Raw genomic sequence first — 15,709 nt, 5'->3', positions numbered from 1 at the left:
TAAATGATTAACGTCTATTCATTTTTATTGGCTTTATTATGAGCGTCGACTATTACCGCTCATAATACTTTTTTTAAAAAACGAGGTTTATTATTACGCTAATAACGTGGCGCAGTTTGCGACTAAGGCTGGCTTAAATCAATATTAAAAATAGTTATCTCGGCTTATACGCATAAAAAAGCCCAGCGAAAGCTGGGCTTTTAGCTTGTTATTTAAGCAATAAATAAATCAAGGCATGCTGTTATTAATTAGCCGCGCTTAATACGCTTTGTGCCAACCAGAGGGTGTAGGCCACATAAGACAGCAACAACAGGCCACCGCCAAGGCGAGTAATGCGCCCAGTACGACCTTTAAAGCCGTAACCCAGCACAAATAACGACAATGAAAGCCCTATCATCATCGAAAAGTCGCGACTGAGCACTTCACCGGGCACCGCCATGGGATGAATAATACCGGCAAGTCCCACCACGGCTAAGGTGTTAAATAGATTAGAGCCAATCACGTTGCCGATGGCGAGATCGTGCTGATTCTTGCGGATCGCCACAATCGATGAGGCCAGCTCTGGCAAGGACGTGCCGATGGCAACTATGGTTAGGCCGATAATTAAATCACTGACGCCAAAGGCTTGGGCAATATCCACCGCGCCCCACACCAACAAACGCGAGCTGGCCACCAACAACACTAGGCCAACCACCAACCAGAACCAGGCTTGTTTGGCACTCATGGTATTGTCATTCAACGCCTCAGACTCGTCTTCAGACAAACTGTCGGCACCGCCTTTCATGCCCTGCCTGATGCTCCAAAACATATAAAGCGAAAATACCAGCAGCAAGATGATGGCATCGACGCGGCTGAGCATGCCATTCCATACTAGGCCTAACGACAGCAAGGTGACCAACACTAAGATGGGCAGCTCTTTACGCAGCACTTGGGAGTTCACAGTGATAGGGCTAATTAGCGCCGTAATACCTAAAATTAAGCCGACGTTGGCAATATTGGAGCCGTAGGCATTACCCAACGCCAAGCCCGGATTACCTTGCCAAGCGGCAATCACAGACACCACGATTTCCGGTGCCGAGGTACCAAAGCCTACTATCACCATACCAATTAATAGCGGCGGCATACCGGCATAACGGGCGGTGGCCGAGGCGCCGTCCACAAAGCGGTCAGCACTCCACACCAAAATGATTAATCCCACCACTATGGCGGCTAACGGCATCAGCATGAGATGGCTCCTTGCATGGCAGACAAGGCTGTAGAATTAGCGAATAAAAAACCATTTAGTAGTTGCATAAAGACTCGTTGAGGGCGGGATTATGGATACCAGAGCCAAACTTAGTTCCCGCCCGGAGCATAAGTTTGACTCAGGTCTCACCAATTAAGAGTCTAATGACCCTAACACCATCACCATAAGCTTGTGGCTTAGAGATTGTTGATAATGGTTTCGGCTGGCGCCGAACGGTTACTCCCCCAAGAGGCGCACATTGTGCCAGCTTGCCGTGCTTTTGAAAAGTCTGCCCCCATAAGGGCTGTCTAAATAATCGCTAAGTCATTCCCCCTAAATAACTGAACCTTGAGCGGGCCAACACTAAAGAGCTTCAAAGGCACCTCTTGCTCGCATATTTTTTTATTCATATTTTTTCCTGATTACCCACAAAGCTCAGCCATATATCAGTGAGTTCAGTATCAATAAATTCAATAGGTTACAGGGAGGTGCCGCCTCTTCGGTAAAGAATATGAGGCTCAGTTTGGTGTTTTGACCTTGTAGGGGCCCGTCTCTTCGGCGAAGAGGACTTCGGCCCGGTTTGGTGTTTTGGTCTAAATCTAAACCTCAGTAACAGCCAGCAAAGCTGGCCAGCCGAAGTCCTCTTTATTAAAGAGACGGGCTGCTACAAAGAACAAACCAAAACAACGCGCATCATGGCTGAAGTTCATACGTAATCAGGTATTTTTTTATTGTTGTTACTTTCGGCCGCTAACAACATTCATTGATCTATATCAGTTTTTATTTGTGCGGGTTTAGCATACTTGCATTGCAGATGCTCATTTTAGTCATAAAAAGAATAACCAGCCGAATATCAGGGAGCACTATATGAAATTAAAAACCCTCGTCGCCGCCATGGCCATGACCTTCGCCTTATCCGCGCAAGCTGCCGAACTGCCCGTCATAGAAGCGGTATTAACCGCGCCACCTATGGTGCCACCACCGCTTAATCGTGATCACGCAGCTAAAGTCGTGATCAAAATGGAGACCGTAGAAAAAGTCATGGAAATCGCCGATGGCGTTGAGTACATGTTCTGGACCTTTGGCGGCTCTGTGCCCGGTCAATTCTTACGTGTTCGTGAAGGCGATGAAGTTGAATTTCATCTCTCTAACCACCCCAGTTCAAAAATGCCGCACAACATAGACTTGCATGCGGTGAATGGTCCAGGTGGTGGTGCGGCGGCCTCTTTTACCGCGCCCGGCCACACTTCTGTTTTTAACTTTAAAGCCCTGCACCCAGGCCTATATGTTTACCACTGTGCTACTGCACCTGTGGGCATGCATATCGCCAACGGCATGTACGGCTTAGTCTTGGTTGAACCCAAAGAAGGTCTGCCAAAAGTTGATAAAGAATACTATGTAATGCAGGGGGACTTTTACACCAAAGGCGCCTATGGCGAACAGGGTTTCCAAGCCTTCGATATGGATAAAGCCATAAAAGAAGACGCCGACTATGTGCTGTTTAACGGCTCGGTTGGCGCACTGACCGGTGATAAGTCCCTCACCGCGAACGTAGGTGAAACCGTGCGTTTGTTCGTGGGCAACGGTGGCCCTAACTTAGCATCCAGTTTCCACGTGATCGGTGAGATCTTCGATAAGGTCACGGTAGAAGGCGGTTTGTTGGAAAACCACAACGTACAAACCTCCTTGATCCCTGCCGGCGGCGCCTTAATGGCCGAGTTTAAGGTCGATGTACCGGGCAACTTCATCATGGTTGACCACTCCATCTTCCGTGCCTTTAACAAGGGGGCGCTGGGCATGATCGCCGTCGATGGCCCAGAAGATAAGACTATTTACTCAGGCAAAGTGGCGGATAACGTGTATTTGCCAGAGGGCTCGGCGGTACAGAGCATTCCCAATGGTCATGCCAAGTTAGTCGCGAGCAGCAAAGAAGACCGCATGCTGTACGGCAAGCGTGTTTATGAAGCTAACTGTCAGGCCTGTCACCAAGCGGACGGTAAGGGGATACCCGGCGCCTTCCCTCCATTGGCTAAGTCTGACTTCTTAAACGAAGACACCACTCGTGCCATTGATGTGGTGATCCACGGCTTGAAGGGCCCGATAAAAGTCAATGGCGCAAGCTTTGACAGTATTATGCCGGCCATGAGCTTAACGGATGAAGATACCGCTAACGCCTTGACTTATGTGCTAAATAGCTGGGACAACAAGGGTACAGTTATCAAAACTGAAGATGTGGCAAAACGCCGTAAAGAAGGCGAAACCATCATCATGGAAGGGAGCGCGCACTAATGAAAGCGGCACTGCTGCTCGGCTTGGCCGCCTTGCAAACCGCCGTGCCTGCTGTCTCTGAAGCAAAAATGGTCGAACTTCCCCGCGGGGAAGTTCGACCGCTTTACTTAACCAAAGACAGTCCATTAACACCGGTGGCGGCCTTTTTCTTAGACCGACTGCCGGTGACTAATGCTGAATTCGCACACTTCGTAAGTCAGCATCCCACTTGGCAAGCCGGCCAAGCACCTGCGTTATTTGTGGAGTCTCAGTATTTAAGCCATTGGCTGGGCGCTGATGGCCGCCCTAGCCCGGAGCAGCAACAGCAAGCCGTGACTCATGTGTCTTGGTATGCGGCTAACGCCTACTGCCAAGCTCAAGGCAAACGCTTGCCCACCGTATCTGAATGGGAGTATGCCGCTCAGGCATCAGAGCTAAGCGCGAACGGCAGTAAAGAAGCCGGTTACACGCAACGCATTTTGGCTTGGTATGCCAAACCCGCCACCGCCCAATTACCAAACGTCGGGCAAAGCCCGGCCAACTTCTGGAAAATACAAGACTTACACGGGTTAGTCTGGGAATGGACCCAAGATTTTAACACCGCCTTGGTGACCGGTGAGTCGCGTGGCGACAGCAGCCTAGACCAAGGTTTATTTTGCGGGTCGGCCGCCGCAGGCTCAGCCGATCCGTCCGATTATGCCGCTTTTATGCGTTACGGTTTTCGCTCCAGCTTGAAGGCACCTTATACCCTAGGTAACCTCGGCTTTAGATGTGCACAAGACAGCCCTGAGCTACAAGACAGCCCTGAGCCACAAAAAAGCCTTGAGCAAGCTAAAACCGCTAAGGAGCCATTAAGCAATCAGGCTCAAGGAGGTAGTTAATGAAAATACTGTTCGCCTTATTGATCTGCAGTCTATTGCCGCTGACGGCACAGGCCGCCTTGCCCGGTGACTCGGTGTACCAGCTAAAGAGCCAGTGGCAAGATAGCCAAAATAAATCGCTGAACATAGCCAGCCTCGCCGGTAAAAAGCAGGTAGTGGCGCTCATCTATACCGACTGCATTACCGCCTGCCCGATTATTGTGTCGGACATGAAGGCCATTCAACACGCCCTCACTCCAGAGCAACAAGCGCAAATGGGCTTTGTTTTAGTGTCGTTAACTCCGGCTCGCGATACGCCTAAGGTCATGCGCCACTTTTCGAAGAAGCGCGAGCTTGATGGGCACTGGAGCCTGCTCAGTAGCAAGGATGAAGACGTGCGCACGCTGGCCATGGCGTTAAACATTCAATACATGGGCTTGCCCGATGGTGAAGTGTCTCACTCTAACGCCATTACTGTGCTGGACGAGCAAGGCCGCATGCAATTGCAGCAAGTGGGTATGCCCGGCGGCCCAGAGGCCTTGATCAAGAAGGTATTTAATTAACGCTAAAAGCCATAAGCTTGAAGCTGGAAGCTGGAAGCCGGAAGCCGGAAGCGACAAAAAAGCCCCAAACCGATAGGTTTAGGGCTTTTTAAATTCAGCATCGTGTAGCTTCTAGCTATTATTCCTGCTCTAACTCTTGAATGCGCGCTTGCAGCTCAAGAATGTGCGCTTTTAATTCATTCACTTGCTCAAACAGAGCCTGATTATCTTTTTCATTACCGGTCTCCACATATTGCTCATAATCTACATCGGCAAATAAATGAGCAAAACGCGCATCGCGTTTACCAGGTAATTTTGCCAGCTTAACCACGTAAGGGCCTTGGCTGATCAGACTTTGCATGCTGGCTTCAACGCTGGACACATCATTGAAGGCATGCAAACGCGGGGTGCGGCTGCGTAATTCACCCATAGTTTGCGGCCCACGTAATAACAGCTCGCAAATAATCGCCAGCTCGGCATCATTAAACTGCAGATCGCCAAACTCGGTATTGCAAAAGCGATGCTGATATTTGGCGGTGCGGGCATTAAAGTCGGCGCAGTTATTCACTAAGTGGCGTGCTGATAGCGAATCCAACGCCACTTGCAGCTCGGCCTCTGTAATGCTCATCACCGGCTGGCGATTACTTTTTTGATTACAGGCATTAAGCAGTGATTTTAGGGTAAGCGGATACACTTCGGGCGTAGAAACCTGTTTTTCGATCAGGCAACCGATAACCCGTTGTTCCAGAAGAGAAAGCATTTCCATAAACAGACTCCTTTGTTTTATGCCAGCCTAACGGACAACCCCCAAAACACCAAACCTTATGCCGCTATCGGCGCTACCTCCAGCGGTGGCAGACCATAAGCGACACGCGCCCGATTGCAGGCACCCTCCTCATCAAAGGCCTCAAATTCTCGGCAGGGGCTGGGTCGGTTGGTATAGATGCTGCAAGACACACACCCCCCTACCTCCCCTTCCAGCGCGATACAGCGAGGATCTGCCTGATTGGTACCCTGCATCGCCATGCGGGACAGGTTTATCGGCTCAGTCAGGGATTCGGGCACCAGAAAATCACCGTGGATCTCGCCCCAGTAAAATGAAACACGAAAATAGGCGCAGCAAGCACCACAGGTCAAACAGGGATTATCACTACTCATAACGTCTTACCTCTAGGCAAAACTAAAACAGTAACTAAAAACAGTACATAGGGATGGCGGAGTCAAGTCCGCAGGTTCGGTAGTAGCGATGAGGTATGGCGTGTCAGACGAGTGTCTGTTACACGGCTGGTCGATGTGTGCTCCTCAAAAGAGTGACCTAAGTTTTGCTGATAAACGGCGCGTATTAATAAATCTAAAACGCTTAACACGCAAGCGTTCAACGCGCTGGCGATAAAATAAAATCCCTCTTCATCATCGACTCATTTACGACAGGGAAATGCGCCTTAGGCCTGCGAGCAGATACAGCGCCAGAACAGATTGCTGGGCGAATTCAAGGTGTAACCGCATTATTGGCATCCGCTTACCTGATTACCCACAAAGCTCAGCCATGTTTCAGTGAACTCAGCACCAATGAATTCAATATGTTACAGGTAGGTTCCGCCTCTTCGGTAAAGAATATGAGGCTCAGTTTGGTATTTTGACCTTGTAGGGGCCAATTTATTCGGCCCGGTTTGGTGTTTTGGTTTAAATCTAAACCTCAGTAACAGCCAGCAGAGCTGGCCTGCCGAATAAATTGGGCAGCTACAAAGAACAAACCGAAACAGGGTGCATTATGGCTGAGGTTCATACGTAATCAGGTCCGCTTATGCTTAAAGGCGCCTGCGGGCGCCTTTTTCTTTCGCAGGCAAAAGCGGCATACTGAGAGCCACGCTAAAACACAGTGGTATCACCATCATCAGGAGAGCAATATGTTAATGGAGTCAGGTAAAGCGGCATTAATGGTTATCGATGTACAGTCAAAACTGCTGCCCGCCATAGAGGACAGCGAGCAGTTGCATGCCCGTATTCAATGGCTCATTTCGGCCTGTCACACCCTTGAAACCCCCATCTTGTTTACCGAGCAATATCCCAGAGGCTTGGGCCATACCCTGCCCACGCTTACCCAGTTAGTAGAGCACCCAGAAATTGTAGAAAAAATGCATTTTTCGGTGGTGGCTGTTAATTGCCTGCCCGCACACTGGCAAGATTATTCTCAGGTAATAATATGCGGCATGGAAACCCATGTGTGCGTACTGCAAACTGTGCTGGAGCTTATTCAAGCAGGCAAAAACGTGTTTGTAGTGGCGGATGCCGTGGGCAGCCGCACCGAGCAAAATCGCCAACTGGGGCTAGAGCGCATGCGTGACGCCGGCGCACAGATTGTTAGCCGAGAAATGGTGGTGTTTGAGCTACTGCGCCAAGCGGACAACCAGCATTTTAGGGCCATCAGTAAAGAGTTTTTACGCGGCGAGCAGCCCTAAACTGTGATGTGATATAAGAAAAAAACGCCTTGCAGGATACGCCGTCTCTAAAAAGACGGCGTTGCTCGTTATTTAATCCATATACCTAGCACGAGCCGCAGGCTTCTTCGCCAACGGCTGAGGTGGGCGCGAGTCTAACCAAATGCCCTCTTCTAATTGACTGCGCAACTCAGGGTATTTAGCCACATCAAAGGTAGGCAACAAGCCGAGCTTTCGCTGACCGTTGTAATCTTTGGCCAGCTTAATCACCACCTTTGAGAGTAAGAGAATGGCCACTAAGTTAATCATGGCCATCAAGCCCATAGACACATACGCCATCGTCCACATGCTGTCTATCTTGCCAATGGCACCAAACATCACCATGCCTAACGCAAACAGGCGAAAGGTAAGTAAGCCTGCCGTATTGTCATGCTCTAAAAACACCAAGTTATTTTCGGCATAGGCATAGTTGGCCACTATGCTGGTGAAGGCAAAAAACAAAATGGCGATGGCAATAAAAGGACTGCCCCAGTCACCCACTTCGTGCGCCAGCGCCCGTTGCGTGAGTTCGATACCGGTGACACCAGAGCCAGGCTCAAACTGACCCGACAACAAGATGATCGCTGCCGTACAAGTACAAATGACGATAGTGTCAATAAACACCCCCAGCATCTGAATATAACCCTGAGAAGCCGGATGAGGTGGATAAGGTGCCGCCGACCCCGCCGCGTTGGCGGCTGAGCCCATGCCTGCTTCATTGGAGAATAAACCACGCTTGATGCCGTTGATTAAGGCTTGCGACACCGCATAGCCGGCCACGCCGCTACCGGCTTGCTCAATACCAAACGCCGATTTGACGATCAACAATAAAATACCGGGTATTTCGCCGATGTTCATAAAGACCACTATCAGCGCTATCAACAAATAGCCCAGCGCCATCACGGGCACTATTAATTCGGCAAAGTGCGCTATGCTGCGCAGGCCGCCAAACACAATCAAACCCGCCACCACAGACAAGGCAAGGCCGCTGACCCAAGTGGGAATATCAAAAGCGACCTTCATGGCTAAACTAATGGCGTTAGCCTGCACCGCATTAAAGATTAAGCCAAAAGCCACAATCAAAAAAATCGCAAATAAGGCCCCCATCCAACGTAGCCCTAAGCCCCGCTCCATGTAATAAGCGGGCCCGCCACGGTAGTTGCCCTCTTCGTCGGTCACCTTATACAACTGGGCGAGTGCACTTTCGGCAAAGGCGGTAGACATGCCAATTAAAGCGATCAGCCACATCCAAAAGATGGCGCCCGGCCCACCTAAATACAGGGCAATGGCCACCCCTACTAAGTTACCTGTGCCCACCCGCGCCGCCAAGCTAGTACAGAGCGCTTGAAAGGAAGAAATGCCAGCCTGACTGCCACGACGACTGCGTTTAAGCACCGAAAACATATGGCCGAAATGGCGAAACTGAATAAAACCCAATCGTACCGTAAAGTAAGCGCCCGCTCCCAGCAGCATATAAACTAATAAACTTCCCCAGAGCAGGTCATTAATAAAATTGACCATGGCATCCATAAAGATGCTCCTATTCGGTTAAAACTCACGAGCAAACTGGTACTTTTTATATACAAGCTGACCTTATTTTGCGCACATCATAGTCTAAACGGACCCAAAATAGCCACTTGTCATCTTCTCTCGGACAATTTCTGGCGAAGGTGGATGCGCAATCCCTTCTCTAATATGCTTGCTTGGCGCCTGCAACGCCAAAATTTCACCTCTGCAACAAGCTTGGCTTTATTTTGAGGGCGAGTATGGGCGATACTGTGCTCCCGTTTTATGCTGACCCATCAGGACTCTTTCATGACAGATAAGCTGACTCAACTGCGCGCCCTCACCACAGTCGTGGCTGACACGGGTGATATTGACGCTATCGCTAAATATCAACCGCAAGATGCCACTACTAATCCATCACTGATTTTAAAAGCGGCACAAATTCCTGACTATCAACCGCTGATCGACCAAGCGGTCGCCTGGGCTAAAACTCAAAGTCAGGACGCAGCGCAACAACTGATGGCCGCTTCAGATAAGCTGGCAGTAAACATAGGCTGCGAGATCTTAAAATTGATCCCTGGGCGTATTTCTACCGAAGTTGATGCTCGCCTGTCATTTAATACCGAGGCCAGCATTGCTAAAGCCCGCCAGCTGATTGCTTTATATCAAGACGCAGGTATAGGACGGGAGCGCATTTTAATTAAATTGGCTGCCACTTGGGAGGGCATTCGTGCCGCCGAAGTGCTGGAGCAAGAAGGCATTAACTGTAATCTAACCTTATTGTTTAGCTTTGCTCAAGCTCGCGCCTGTGCCGAAGCCGGCGTATATTTAATTTCGCCATTTGTGGGCCGCATTCTCGATTGGTATAAGCAAAATACCGCACAAAAAGACTATACCCCAGAGCAAGATCCAGGCGTCATCTCGGTTACTGAGATTTATGATTACTACAAGGCGCACGGTTATAAAACCGTAGTAATGGGCGCCAGCTTCCGTAATACCGACGAAATATTGGCATTAGCCGGTTGTGACCGCTTAACCATAGGCCCTAATTTATTAGAAGAGTTGAGCCAAGCCCAAGGTGAAGTGACCATTAAACTGCAAGATAAAGGCGCCACTCAAGCCCGCCCAGCGTTAATGAGCGAAGCCGAGTTCCGCTGGCAGCATAACCAAGATCCTATGGCTAACGAGAAACTGGCCGAAGGTATTCGAAATTTTGCCATCGATCAAAACAAGCTTGAAACCATGCTCAGCGCCCTGCTCGCTAAGTAAACACGGCTAAACAAACTATTTTCCGCCTGTGTTAACCCCAAGCCATTCAGCTTGGGGTTTTTCTTATATCAATTCAGCTACTCATTCCTGCCCATTTTTATTCAAACCTCAACCTCAACCTCAACCTCAACCTCAACCTCAAATGGTCATCATTGATCTTTATTGATGATTTAATCTATTAATTGCATTTTTATTTATCCTTATTAATTTAATCGCCTTTATATGACAGCGGTCACTTTCCTGTAACTAGAATGTAATAAAAAGCTTCTACTCTATAACTTATAATGATATACCCAGCTAGCACCAATACTGATGGTAAATAGGAGTGAGCACCATGGATAGGAATAGCTTTAATCAGGATGTTGTTGATGCGCCGGTTAGTCGCCCTAAAACCCGTGAAGCTGCGAAAAAAAGCAGATGGCGCGAGATAGAGGCGTTACAAGACAAAAAAAGACTACAAGCAGAACTACAGCAATACGGTTGCACCTTAGATTTAGAAGAGTTAGCCGCCGAACTTGAACTGTAGCGTACGGGAAAAAATTTAAGCGCCGCAAGGCGCTTTTTTATTGGCCGATTTACAAGCGATGGTGAATGGTGAATGGTGAATGGTGAATAACATCGAACTTCAACATAGGGTGCTAAGCTAACCCAATCTTTTATCAGTGGCCGTGCCTGTTGTAGGTAAGAAGCTTCAGTTTTGCTGTGCAGAATCGGCCGACTAAAGTGGCCTCTATGACCCGATGCGATTTTATGGGCTTAGCGCCCAGCTCTACTCACACCAAACACGGCTGTTAACTTCGCCTAAAGCCCGTTAAACGCCTGAATTAGCTACTCTTAACGGGTGTTTACCAATATCATTCGACCTAATACGCGAGCTTGGTGCAAAATAGCCGCTGCTTCTTTTAAAAATTAAGGACTTATCATATGCAATTACGTCTAGTTGGAGCCGCCTTACTGGCGTTGGCATTATCTGGTTGTGCGGGTAATTGGGGCTTTAACAGTAATGTGTCGCCTGAAGGCATTAAAGATTATTACAAAGGCAACGATGTTACCTTGTACAACAAAGACCAGTTGAGCAACCTTAACTACGTGACACTGGGCTCGGTAGAAGGCGAAGCCTGTCAGATTAAAGCCTCAGATGCGACACCCAAAGAAGCCGATGCCCGAGCCAGCATTCGCCGCCGAGCCGCCGATATGGGCGCCAATGGCCTCTTGCTTGACCGCTGTATTCACTTTGCCGATATGCCGGGCTGTTTAGAGCAAGTGTTATGCAGCGGCCAAGCCTTAAAGGTGGCTAAGTAATGTCAGCACCCTTACCAGGTGAAGCTCTGCCAAGCGAAGGTAAGCCACTGACCTTGGATCCGATCGGCATTATTCGCTCGCCCTATAAAGAAAAATTTGCGGTGCCACGCCAGCCCGGTTTAGTCAGCCAAGCGCAGGCGCGGCTGGAAATGCTGCCGCCCTATAATGAACCGAGCGCCTTTCGTGGTTTGGCGGAATTCAGCCACTTGTGGCTGGTGTTTGTGTTTCATCAAACCCAAGACCAAGGCTGGAACCCCACGGTGCGCCCGCCACGTTTAGGCGGCAACGAGCGCGTGGGCGTGTTTGCCACCCGATCCACCTTTAGGCCTAATCCGCTGGGGTTGTCTGTGGTGCGCTTGCTGGATATGTGTAAAGACGGCAATAAGGTGTGGCTGGAGCTGGGCGGTGTGGACTTGGTGGACGGCACACCTGTGGTAGACATTAAGCCCTATTTGCCTTGGGCTGATGCCGTGCCCGATGCCCACGGCGGTTTTGCGCCTGCGCCACCGGACTTAAACATGGAGGTGATCTTTACCCCCGCCGCCGAGCTGAGCTGTGCACGCTCGCACATCCCTAATTTACGACAGTTTATTAGCGAAGTGTTGGCGCAAGACCCGCGCCCCGCCTATAAGCGCCAGCAACAACATTGGCAAGAATATGGCGTACGTTTGTATCATTACAACGTGCGTTTTGAAGTATTTGGCCACCTAACGCGGGTGCTTAGCCTAAATGTGATGCCCGACAACCAATAGGTGCCGCCCTACTTTCAATAAGTGCAGCCCTGCTTTCAGTAAATGCGGCCTTACTTTGCGCTTTGGCACCAGAGGGCCGCCTGCTACAATTAACCTCTTTCGTTTTCAGCTCAGCCCTGAGCTCAGCTTGCTTAGGGTTATTCAGCACAATAAGGTTTCAGCACATGCGCACCAGTCACTACTTGCTTTCCACTCTTAAAGAAACCCCCAGCGATGCGGAAGTTATCAGCCATCAGCTGATGCTGCGCGCGGGTATGATCCGCCGTTTGGCCTCAGGCCTCTACACTTGGCTGCCCAGCGGCCTGCGGGTATTGAATAAAGTGGCAGCCATAGTGCGCGAAGAAATGAACCGCGCCGGCGCCATCGAAATGCTGATGCCGGTAGTGCAACCCGCCGAGCTGTGGCACGAAACTGGCCGTTGGGACAAATTTGGCCCTGAATTGCTGCGCATCAAAGACCGCAACGATCGCGGTTTCGTATTGGGCCCTACCCACGAAGAAGTGATCACCGCCGTAGTGCGCAACGAAGTGTCGTCTTATAAGCAGCTGCCACTGAATTTGTATCAGGTACAAACTAAGTTTCGGGATGAAGTACGTCCTCGTTTTGGCGTGATGCGCTCCCGCGAATTCATCATGAAAGATGCTTACTCTTTCCATACTACGCAAGCGTGCTTAGAGCAGACCTATCAAGACATGTATCAAGCTTACAGCCGCATCTTCGAGCGCATGGGCTTAGACTTTAGAGCCGTATTGGCGGACACAGGTGCCATTGGCGGCAGTGCCTCTCATGAGTTTCACGTGCTAGCCCAAAGCGGTGAAGACGACATCGCTTTCTCCTCAGAGTCTGATTACGCGGCCAACATTGAAATGGCCGAAGCACTGGCGCCTAAGGCTCAGGCAGACGCCGCGACTCAAGAGATGACCTTGGTCGCTACGCCAAACGCGAAAACCATCAATGAATTGGTCGAGCAGTTTAAGCTCGATATTAAGCACACAGTGAAAACCTTGCTGGTACACGCGGCTGAAGGCCAAGAGTGTGCCTTGGTGGCGCTGTTAGTGCGCGGCGACCATGAACTAAACGAAATTAAAGCCGAGAAGCTAGCCCAAGTGGCCAGCCCGCTGACCTTCGCCACTGAAGCCGAAATTCGCGAGCTGATCGGCGCGGGCCCAGGTTCTATTGGCCCCGTTAAACTGAATGTGCCTTTCATTGCCGACCGCTCAGTGGCGGTGATGAATGATTTTGCCGCCGGTGCCAATGTTGATGACCAGCACTACTTTGGCATTAACTGGGGCCGAGATCTTGAGCTTAGTGAAGTGGCAGATCTGCGCAACGTGCAGGAAGGCGATGCCAGCCCGTGCGGTAAAGGCGTGCTGCACATTAAGCGCGGTATAGAAGTGGGCCACATCTTCCAGCTGGGCAATAACTATTCCAGCAAGATGAACGCCAGCGTGTTAAACGAGCAAGGCAAGTCGACCATCTTGGAGATGGGTTGTTATGGCATTGGCGTGTCACGCATAGTGGCGGCGGCCATCGAACAAAACCATGACCAGCGCGGCATTATTTGGCCCGCAGCCATAGCCCCGTTCCAAGTGGCTATTATTCCGATGAACATGCAAAAATCTCAGGCCGTGGCCGACGCCGCCACCCAGATCTATGACGAGCTGACCGCTGCTGGCATCGAAGTATTATTTGATGACCGCAAAGAACGCCCGGGCGTGATGTTTGCCGATATGGAGCTGTTAGGTGTGCCGCATCACATTATCATTGGCGATCGCAGCTTAGAGAATGGCGTGGTGGAATACAAAACCCGCCGCGAGGGTGAAAAATCCGAAGTGGCATTAACCGAGATAGTGGCCAAGTTAACGGCGGCGATTAAAAGTTAAGGCATAGCGCCAAGCGCCTAGCTAAACCAAGACACCTCCATGCTCAGCATGGGGGTGTTTTTTTATGACCTCAATTTAAAAACTGTTAGCTCGGTTTTGTGTTGTCATTTAAATAAGCCAGCTGCGCTGGCCCGCCGAATAAATTGGCGGCTACAGGGTACGGTTATTTTGTAGGTGGCAATTTATTCGCCACGGTCTGGTGTTTATCTTTAACTTAATGATCGGCGCTGTCTCTAACAGCCAGCTGCGCAGAACCGCCGACTGATTCTTATATAAAACATGGCGGCTACAAGCCTCCATTCACGGTGCAGTTCACACTTAACAACCTTGTTACAAGCTTGGCTTTGTGCTTGATAACCAAACCCTTATACTGGGCGAAAAGGGAGGTATATATGGACTCTGAAGCAAGCAATGGCTGTGCCTTAGTTCTGACCGGCGGCGGTGCCCGAGCCGCCTATCAAGTGGGCGTACTAAAGGCCATTGCCGAGTGTTTTCCGCGGGGCCAAGCGATTCCTTTTCCCATTTTATGTGGCACCTCGGCAGGCGCCATTAATGCCACGGCGTTGGCCTGTTACGCTTCTTGCTTTCACCTTGGGGTACGCAAACTCGAATATATATGGGGCAATTTGCACACCGAAGATGTGCTGCGCCTACAAGTAGGCAAGGTAGTCAGCCATTCACTGAAAAGCCTATTTTTTGGCGCTATCGGTAAACCCAGTCAAATTGCCCTACCTTGGTTTGATAACAGCCCGCTGGAGCGGTTATTAGAAAAGCTTATCGACTTTCAGCGCATCGATAATAACTTGCTGTATGGCGCCCTAGAAGTGTTGGCTGTCACCGCTTCTAATTACAATACCGGTGATTCCACCACCTTCTATCAAGGCCGCCCCTATCATGAGCCTTGGGCAAGATCTGGCCGTTCTGGTCGTTCTGCTATTATTATGCCGCCCCATTTAATGGCCAGCAGTGCTTTGCCCTTTGTGTTTAAGCCCTGTCGGCTGCAAAACCACCATTACGGTGATGGTTCCATTCATCAATTAAACCCACTGAGTCCGGCGATTCATTTAGGCGCTAAACGCATCTTAATTGTGAGTCTGGCGCCCGATGAACACAGTGCAGATACCCTGCCCAGCGATCCCAGCAGCTCAGACATTGCCGGTCACTTGTTAGATACGGTATTTACCGATGCGCTAACCTCAGATATAGAGCGGCTACAGCGCGTCAATAACACCATTAAGTTGGTGCCAGAGCGCAAACGGGACCAATTAGGCTTGCGTCATATCGACAATCTCGTGCTCAAGCCCAGTAAAAACTTGGACGAGCTGACCCATAAGCATTTTCATAAATTGCCTCAAAATATTCGCACTTTGTTACGCCTATTTGGTGTGAACGCCGGCGATGCTACAGGCCTGTCGAGTTTCTTATTATTTGAACAAGATTATTGTCGCGAGCTAATCGCCTTGGGCTATCAAGATACTCAAGCGCGAGTGGAAGAAGTGCGCGCGTTTTTAGCGATGGAGCCGAAGGTGAAAACAAGGTGAAGAGTGAAGGGTAAAGTGGAAAGGGTTAAACATAAGCCAACCCTTTAGCTTAAAAACTCCTTCACTACAGAATAGGATTAGGTT

Annotated in this window: 14 protein-coding genes; 10 read left to right on the top strand and 4 right to left on the bottom strand. The window is 49.9% G+C overall.

The features are described 5' to 3' along the window. Nucleotides 1-244: 244 nt before the first annotated feature. Nucleotides 245-1,225, bottom strand: coding sequence for a calcium/sodium antiporter (locus tag ACEN2G_RS02750; protein ID WP_442019933.1), 981 nt, complete (start codon nt 1,223-1,225; stop codon nt 245-247). 867 nt (nt 1,226-2,092) lie between these two features. Here ACEN2G_RS02750 and nirK point away from each other — a divergent pair. Genes nirK through ACEN2G_RS02735 form a run of 3 tightly spaced genes read left to right on the top strand, consistent with a single transcriptional unit; the run spans nt 2,093 to nt 4,916 of the window. After that, nucleotides 2,093-3,514: a copper-containing nitrite reductase gene (gene nirK / locus ACEN2G_RS02745; protein WP_442019932.1), complete on the top strand. Its 1,422-nt coding sequence runs from the start codon at nt 2,093-2,095 to the stop codon at nt 3,512-3,514. Then, a complete protein-coding gene (locus ACEN2G_RS02740; protein WP_442019931.1) occupies nt 3,514-4,374 on the top strand; it encodes a formylglycine-generating enzyme family protein in 861 nt (286 codons plus the stop codon). Before nirK ends, ACEN2G_RS02740 begins: the two co-directional genes overlap by 1 nt. Beyond that, entirely contained in the window at nt 4,374-4,916 is a 543-nt protein-coding gene (locus tag ACEN2G_RS02735; RefSeq protein WP_442019930.1) for an SCO family protein, read from the top strand. The genes ACEN2G_RS02740 and ACEN2G_RS02735 overlap by 1 nt, the downstream gene beginning before the upstream one ends. Before the next feature lie 118 nt (nt 4,917-5,034). Here the strand turns inward: ACEN2G_RS02735 and ACEN2G_RS02730 are convergent, their stop codons facing one another. Then, nucleotides 5,035-5,661 carry a YceH family protein gene (locus ACEN2G_RS02730; RefSeq protein ID WP_442019929.1) on the bottom strand — a complete coding sequence of 209 codons (627 nt, stop codon included), beginning with the start codon at nt 5,659-5,661 and terminating at the stop codon, nt 5,035-5,037. A 56-nt stretch (nt 5,662-5,717) separates the two neighbouring features. Then, the gene (locus tag ACEN2G_RS02725; RefSeq protein ID WP_442019928.1) at nt 5,718-6,053 is read right to left on the bottom strand and encodes a YkgJ family cysteine cluster protein; all 336 of its coding nucleotides are present in this window, start codon (nt 6,051-6,053) and stop codon (nt 5,718-5,720) included. Nucleotides 6,054-6,802: 749 nt separating this feature from the next. Between ACEN2G_RS02725 and ACEN2G_RS02720 the strand changes: the two genes are divergently transcribed. Further along, nucleotides 6,803-7,354 carry a hydrolase gene (locus ACEN2G_RS02720; RefSeq protein ID WP_442019927.1) on the top strand — a complete coding sequence of 184 codons (552 nt, stop codon included), beginning with the start codon at nt 6,803-6,805 and terminating at the stop codon, nt 7,352-7,354. A 72-nt stretch (nt 7,355-7,426) separates the two neighbouring features. Here the strand turns inward: ACEN2G_RS02720 and ACEN2G_RS02715 are convergent, their stop codons facing one another. Continuing rightward, the gene (locus ACEN2G_RS02715; RefSeq protein WP_442019926.1) at nt 7,427-8,902 is read right to left on the bottom strand and encodes an alanine/glycine:cation symporter family protein; all 1,476 of its coding nucleotides are present in this window, start codon (nt 8,900-8,902) and stop codon (nt 7,427-7,429) included. Between the two features lie 285 nt (nt 8,903-9,187). Between ACEN2G_RS02715 and tal the strand changes: the two genes are divergently transcribed. The 6 genes from tal to ACEN2G_RS02685 all read left to right on the top strand — a co-directional run bounded on the left by tal (nt 9,188) and on the right by ACEN2G_RS02685 (nt 15,625). Continuing rightward, complete coding sequence (gene tal / locus ACEN2G_RS02710; protein ID WP_442019925.1) at nt 9,188-10,147, top strand: transaldolase; 960 nt, start codon at nt 9,188-9,190, stop codon at nt 10,145-10,147. A gap of 334 nt (nt 10,148-10,481) precedes the next feature. After that, nucleotides 10,482-10,673 (top strand): DUF3545 family protein, encoded by a 192-nt coding sequence (locus ACEN2G_RS02705; protein WP_442019924.1) that lies wholly within the window; start codon nt 10,482-10,484, stop codon nt 10,671-10,673. A 398-nt stretch (nt 10,674-11,071) separates the two neighbouring features. Continuing rightward, nucleotides 11,072-11,449, top strand: a complete 378-nt coding sequence (rcsF, locus tag ACEN2G_RS02700; RefSeq protein ID WP_442019923.1) for an Rcs stress response system protein RcsF — start codon at nt 11,072-11,074, stop codon at nt 11,447-11,449. Beyond that, a complete protein-coding gene (gene tsaA, locus ACEN2G_RS02695; protein WP_442019922.1) occupies nt 11,449-12,201 on the top strand; it encodes a tRNA (N6-threonylcarbamoyladenosine(37)-N6)-methyltransferase TrmO in 753 nt (250 codons plus the stop codon). The genes rcsF and tsaA overlap by 1 nt, the downstream gene beginning before the upstream one ends. Before the next feature lie 164 nt (nt 12,202-12,365). Then, nucleotides 12,366-14,084 carry a proline--tRNA ligase gene (locus ACEN2G_RS02690; RefSeq protein ID WP_442019921.1) on the top strand — a complete coding sequence of 573 codons (1,719 nt, stop codon included), beginning with the start codon at nt 12,366-12,368 and terminating at the stop codon, nt 14,082-14,084. Between the two features lie 392 nt (nt 14,085-14,476). Continuing rightward, complete coding sequence (locus tag ACEN2G_RS02685; protein ID WP_442019920.1) at nt 14,477-15,625, top strand: patatin-like phospholipase family protein; 1,149 nt, start codon at nt 14,477-14,479, stop codon at nt 15,623-15,625. Nucleotides 15,626-15,709 lie beyond the last annotated feature (84 nt).

It is taken from the genome of Oceanisphaera sp. W20_SRM_FM3 (genome assembly GCF_052119705.1).
Taxonomy (GTDB): Bacteria; Pseudomonadota; Gammaproteobacteria; order Enterobacterales; family Aeromonadaceae; genus Oceanimonas.
The sequence above is the reverse complement of the archived record's forward strand: the minus strand, read 5'-3'. Positions and strand labels throughout refer to the sequence as shown.

Bases quoted from the DNA above. Each gene is read 5' to 3' on its own strand.
- ACEN2G_RS02750 (WP_442019933.1), bottom strand. From the start codon at position 1,225: ATGCTGATGCCGTTAGCCGCCATAGTGGTGGGATTAATCATTTTGGTG.
- nirK (WP_442019932.1), top strand. From the start codon at position 2,093: ATGAAATTAAAAACCCTCGTCGCCGCCATGGCCATGACCTTCGCCTTA.
- ACEN2G_RS02740 (WP_442019931.1), top strand. From the start codon at position 3,514: ATGAAAGCGGCACTGCTGCTCGGCTTGGCCGCCTTGCAAACCGCCGTG.
- ACEN2G_RS02735 (WP_442019930.1), top strand. From the start codon at position 4,374: ATGAAAATACTGTTCGCCTTATTGATCTGCAGTCTATTGCCGCTGACG.
- ACEN2G_RS02730 (WP_442019929.1), bottom strand. From the start codon at position 5,661: ATGGAAATGCTTTCTCTTCTGGAACAACGGGTTATCGGTTGCCTGATC.
- ACEN2G_RS02725 (WP_442019928.1), bottom strand. From the start codon at position 6,053: ATGAGTAGTGATAATCCCTGTTTGACCTGTGGTGCTTGCTGCGCCTAT.
- ACEN2G_RS02720 (WP_442019927.1), top strand. From the start codon at position 6,803: ATGTTAATGGAGTCAGGTAAAGCGGCATTAATGGTTATCGATGTACAG.
- ACEN2G_RS02715 (WP_442019926.1), bottom strand. From the start codon at position 8,902: ATGGATGCCATGGTCAATTTTATTAATGACCTGCTCTGGGGAAGTTTA.
- tal (WP_442019925.1), top strand. From the start codon at position 9,188: ATGACAGATAAGCTGACTCAACTGCGCGCCCTCACCACAGTCGTGGCT.
- ACEN2G_RS02705 (WP_442019924.1), top strand. From the start codon at position 10,482: ATGGATAGGAATAGCTTTAATCAGGATGTTGTTGATGCGCCGGTTAGT.
- rcsF (WP_442019923.1), top strand. From the start codon at position 11,072: ATGCAATTACGTCTAGTTGGAGCCGCCTTACTGGCGTTGGCATTATCT.
- tsaA (WP_442019922.1), top strand. From the start codon at position 11,449: ATGTCAGCACCCTTACCAGGTGAAGCTCTGCCAAGCGAAGGTAAGCCA.
- ACEN2G_RS02690 (WP_442019921.1), top strand. From the start codon at position 12,366: ATGCGCACCAGTCACTACTTGCTTTCCACTCTTAAAGAAACCCCCAGC.
- ACEN2G_RS02685 (WP_442019920.1), top strand. From the start codon at position 14,477: ATGGACTCTGAAGCAAGCAATGGCTGTGCCTTAGTTCTGACCGGCGGC.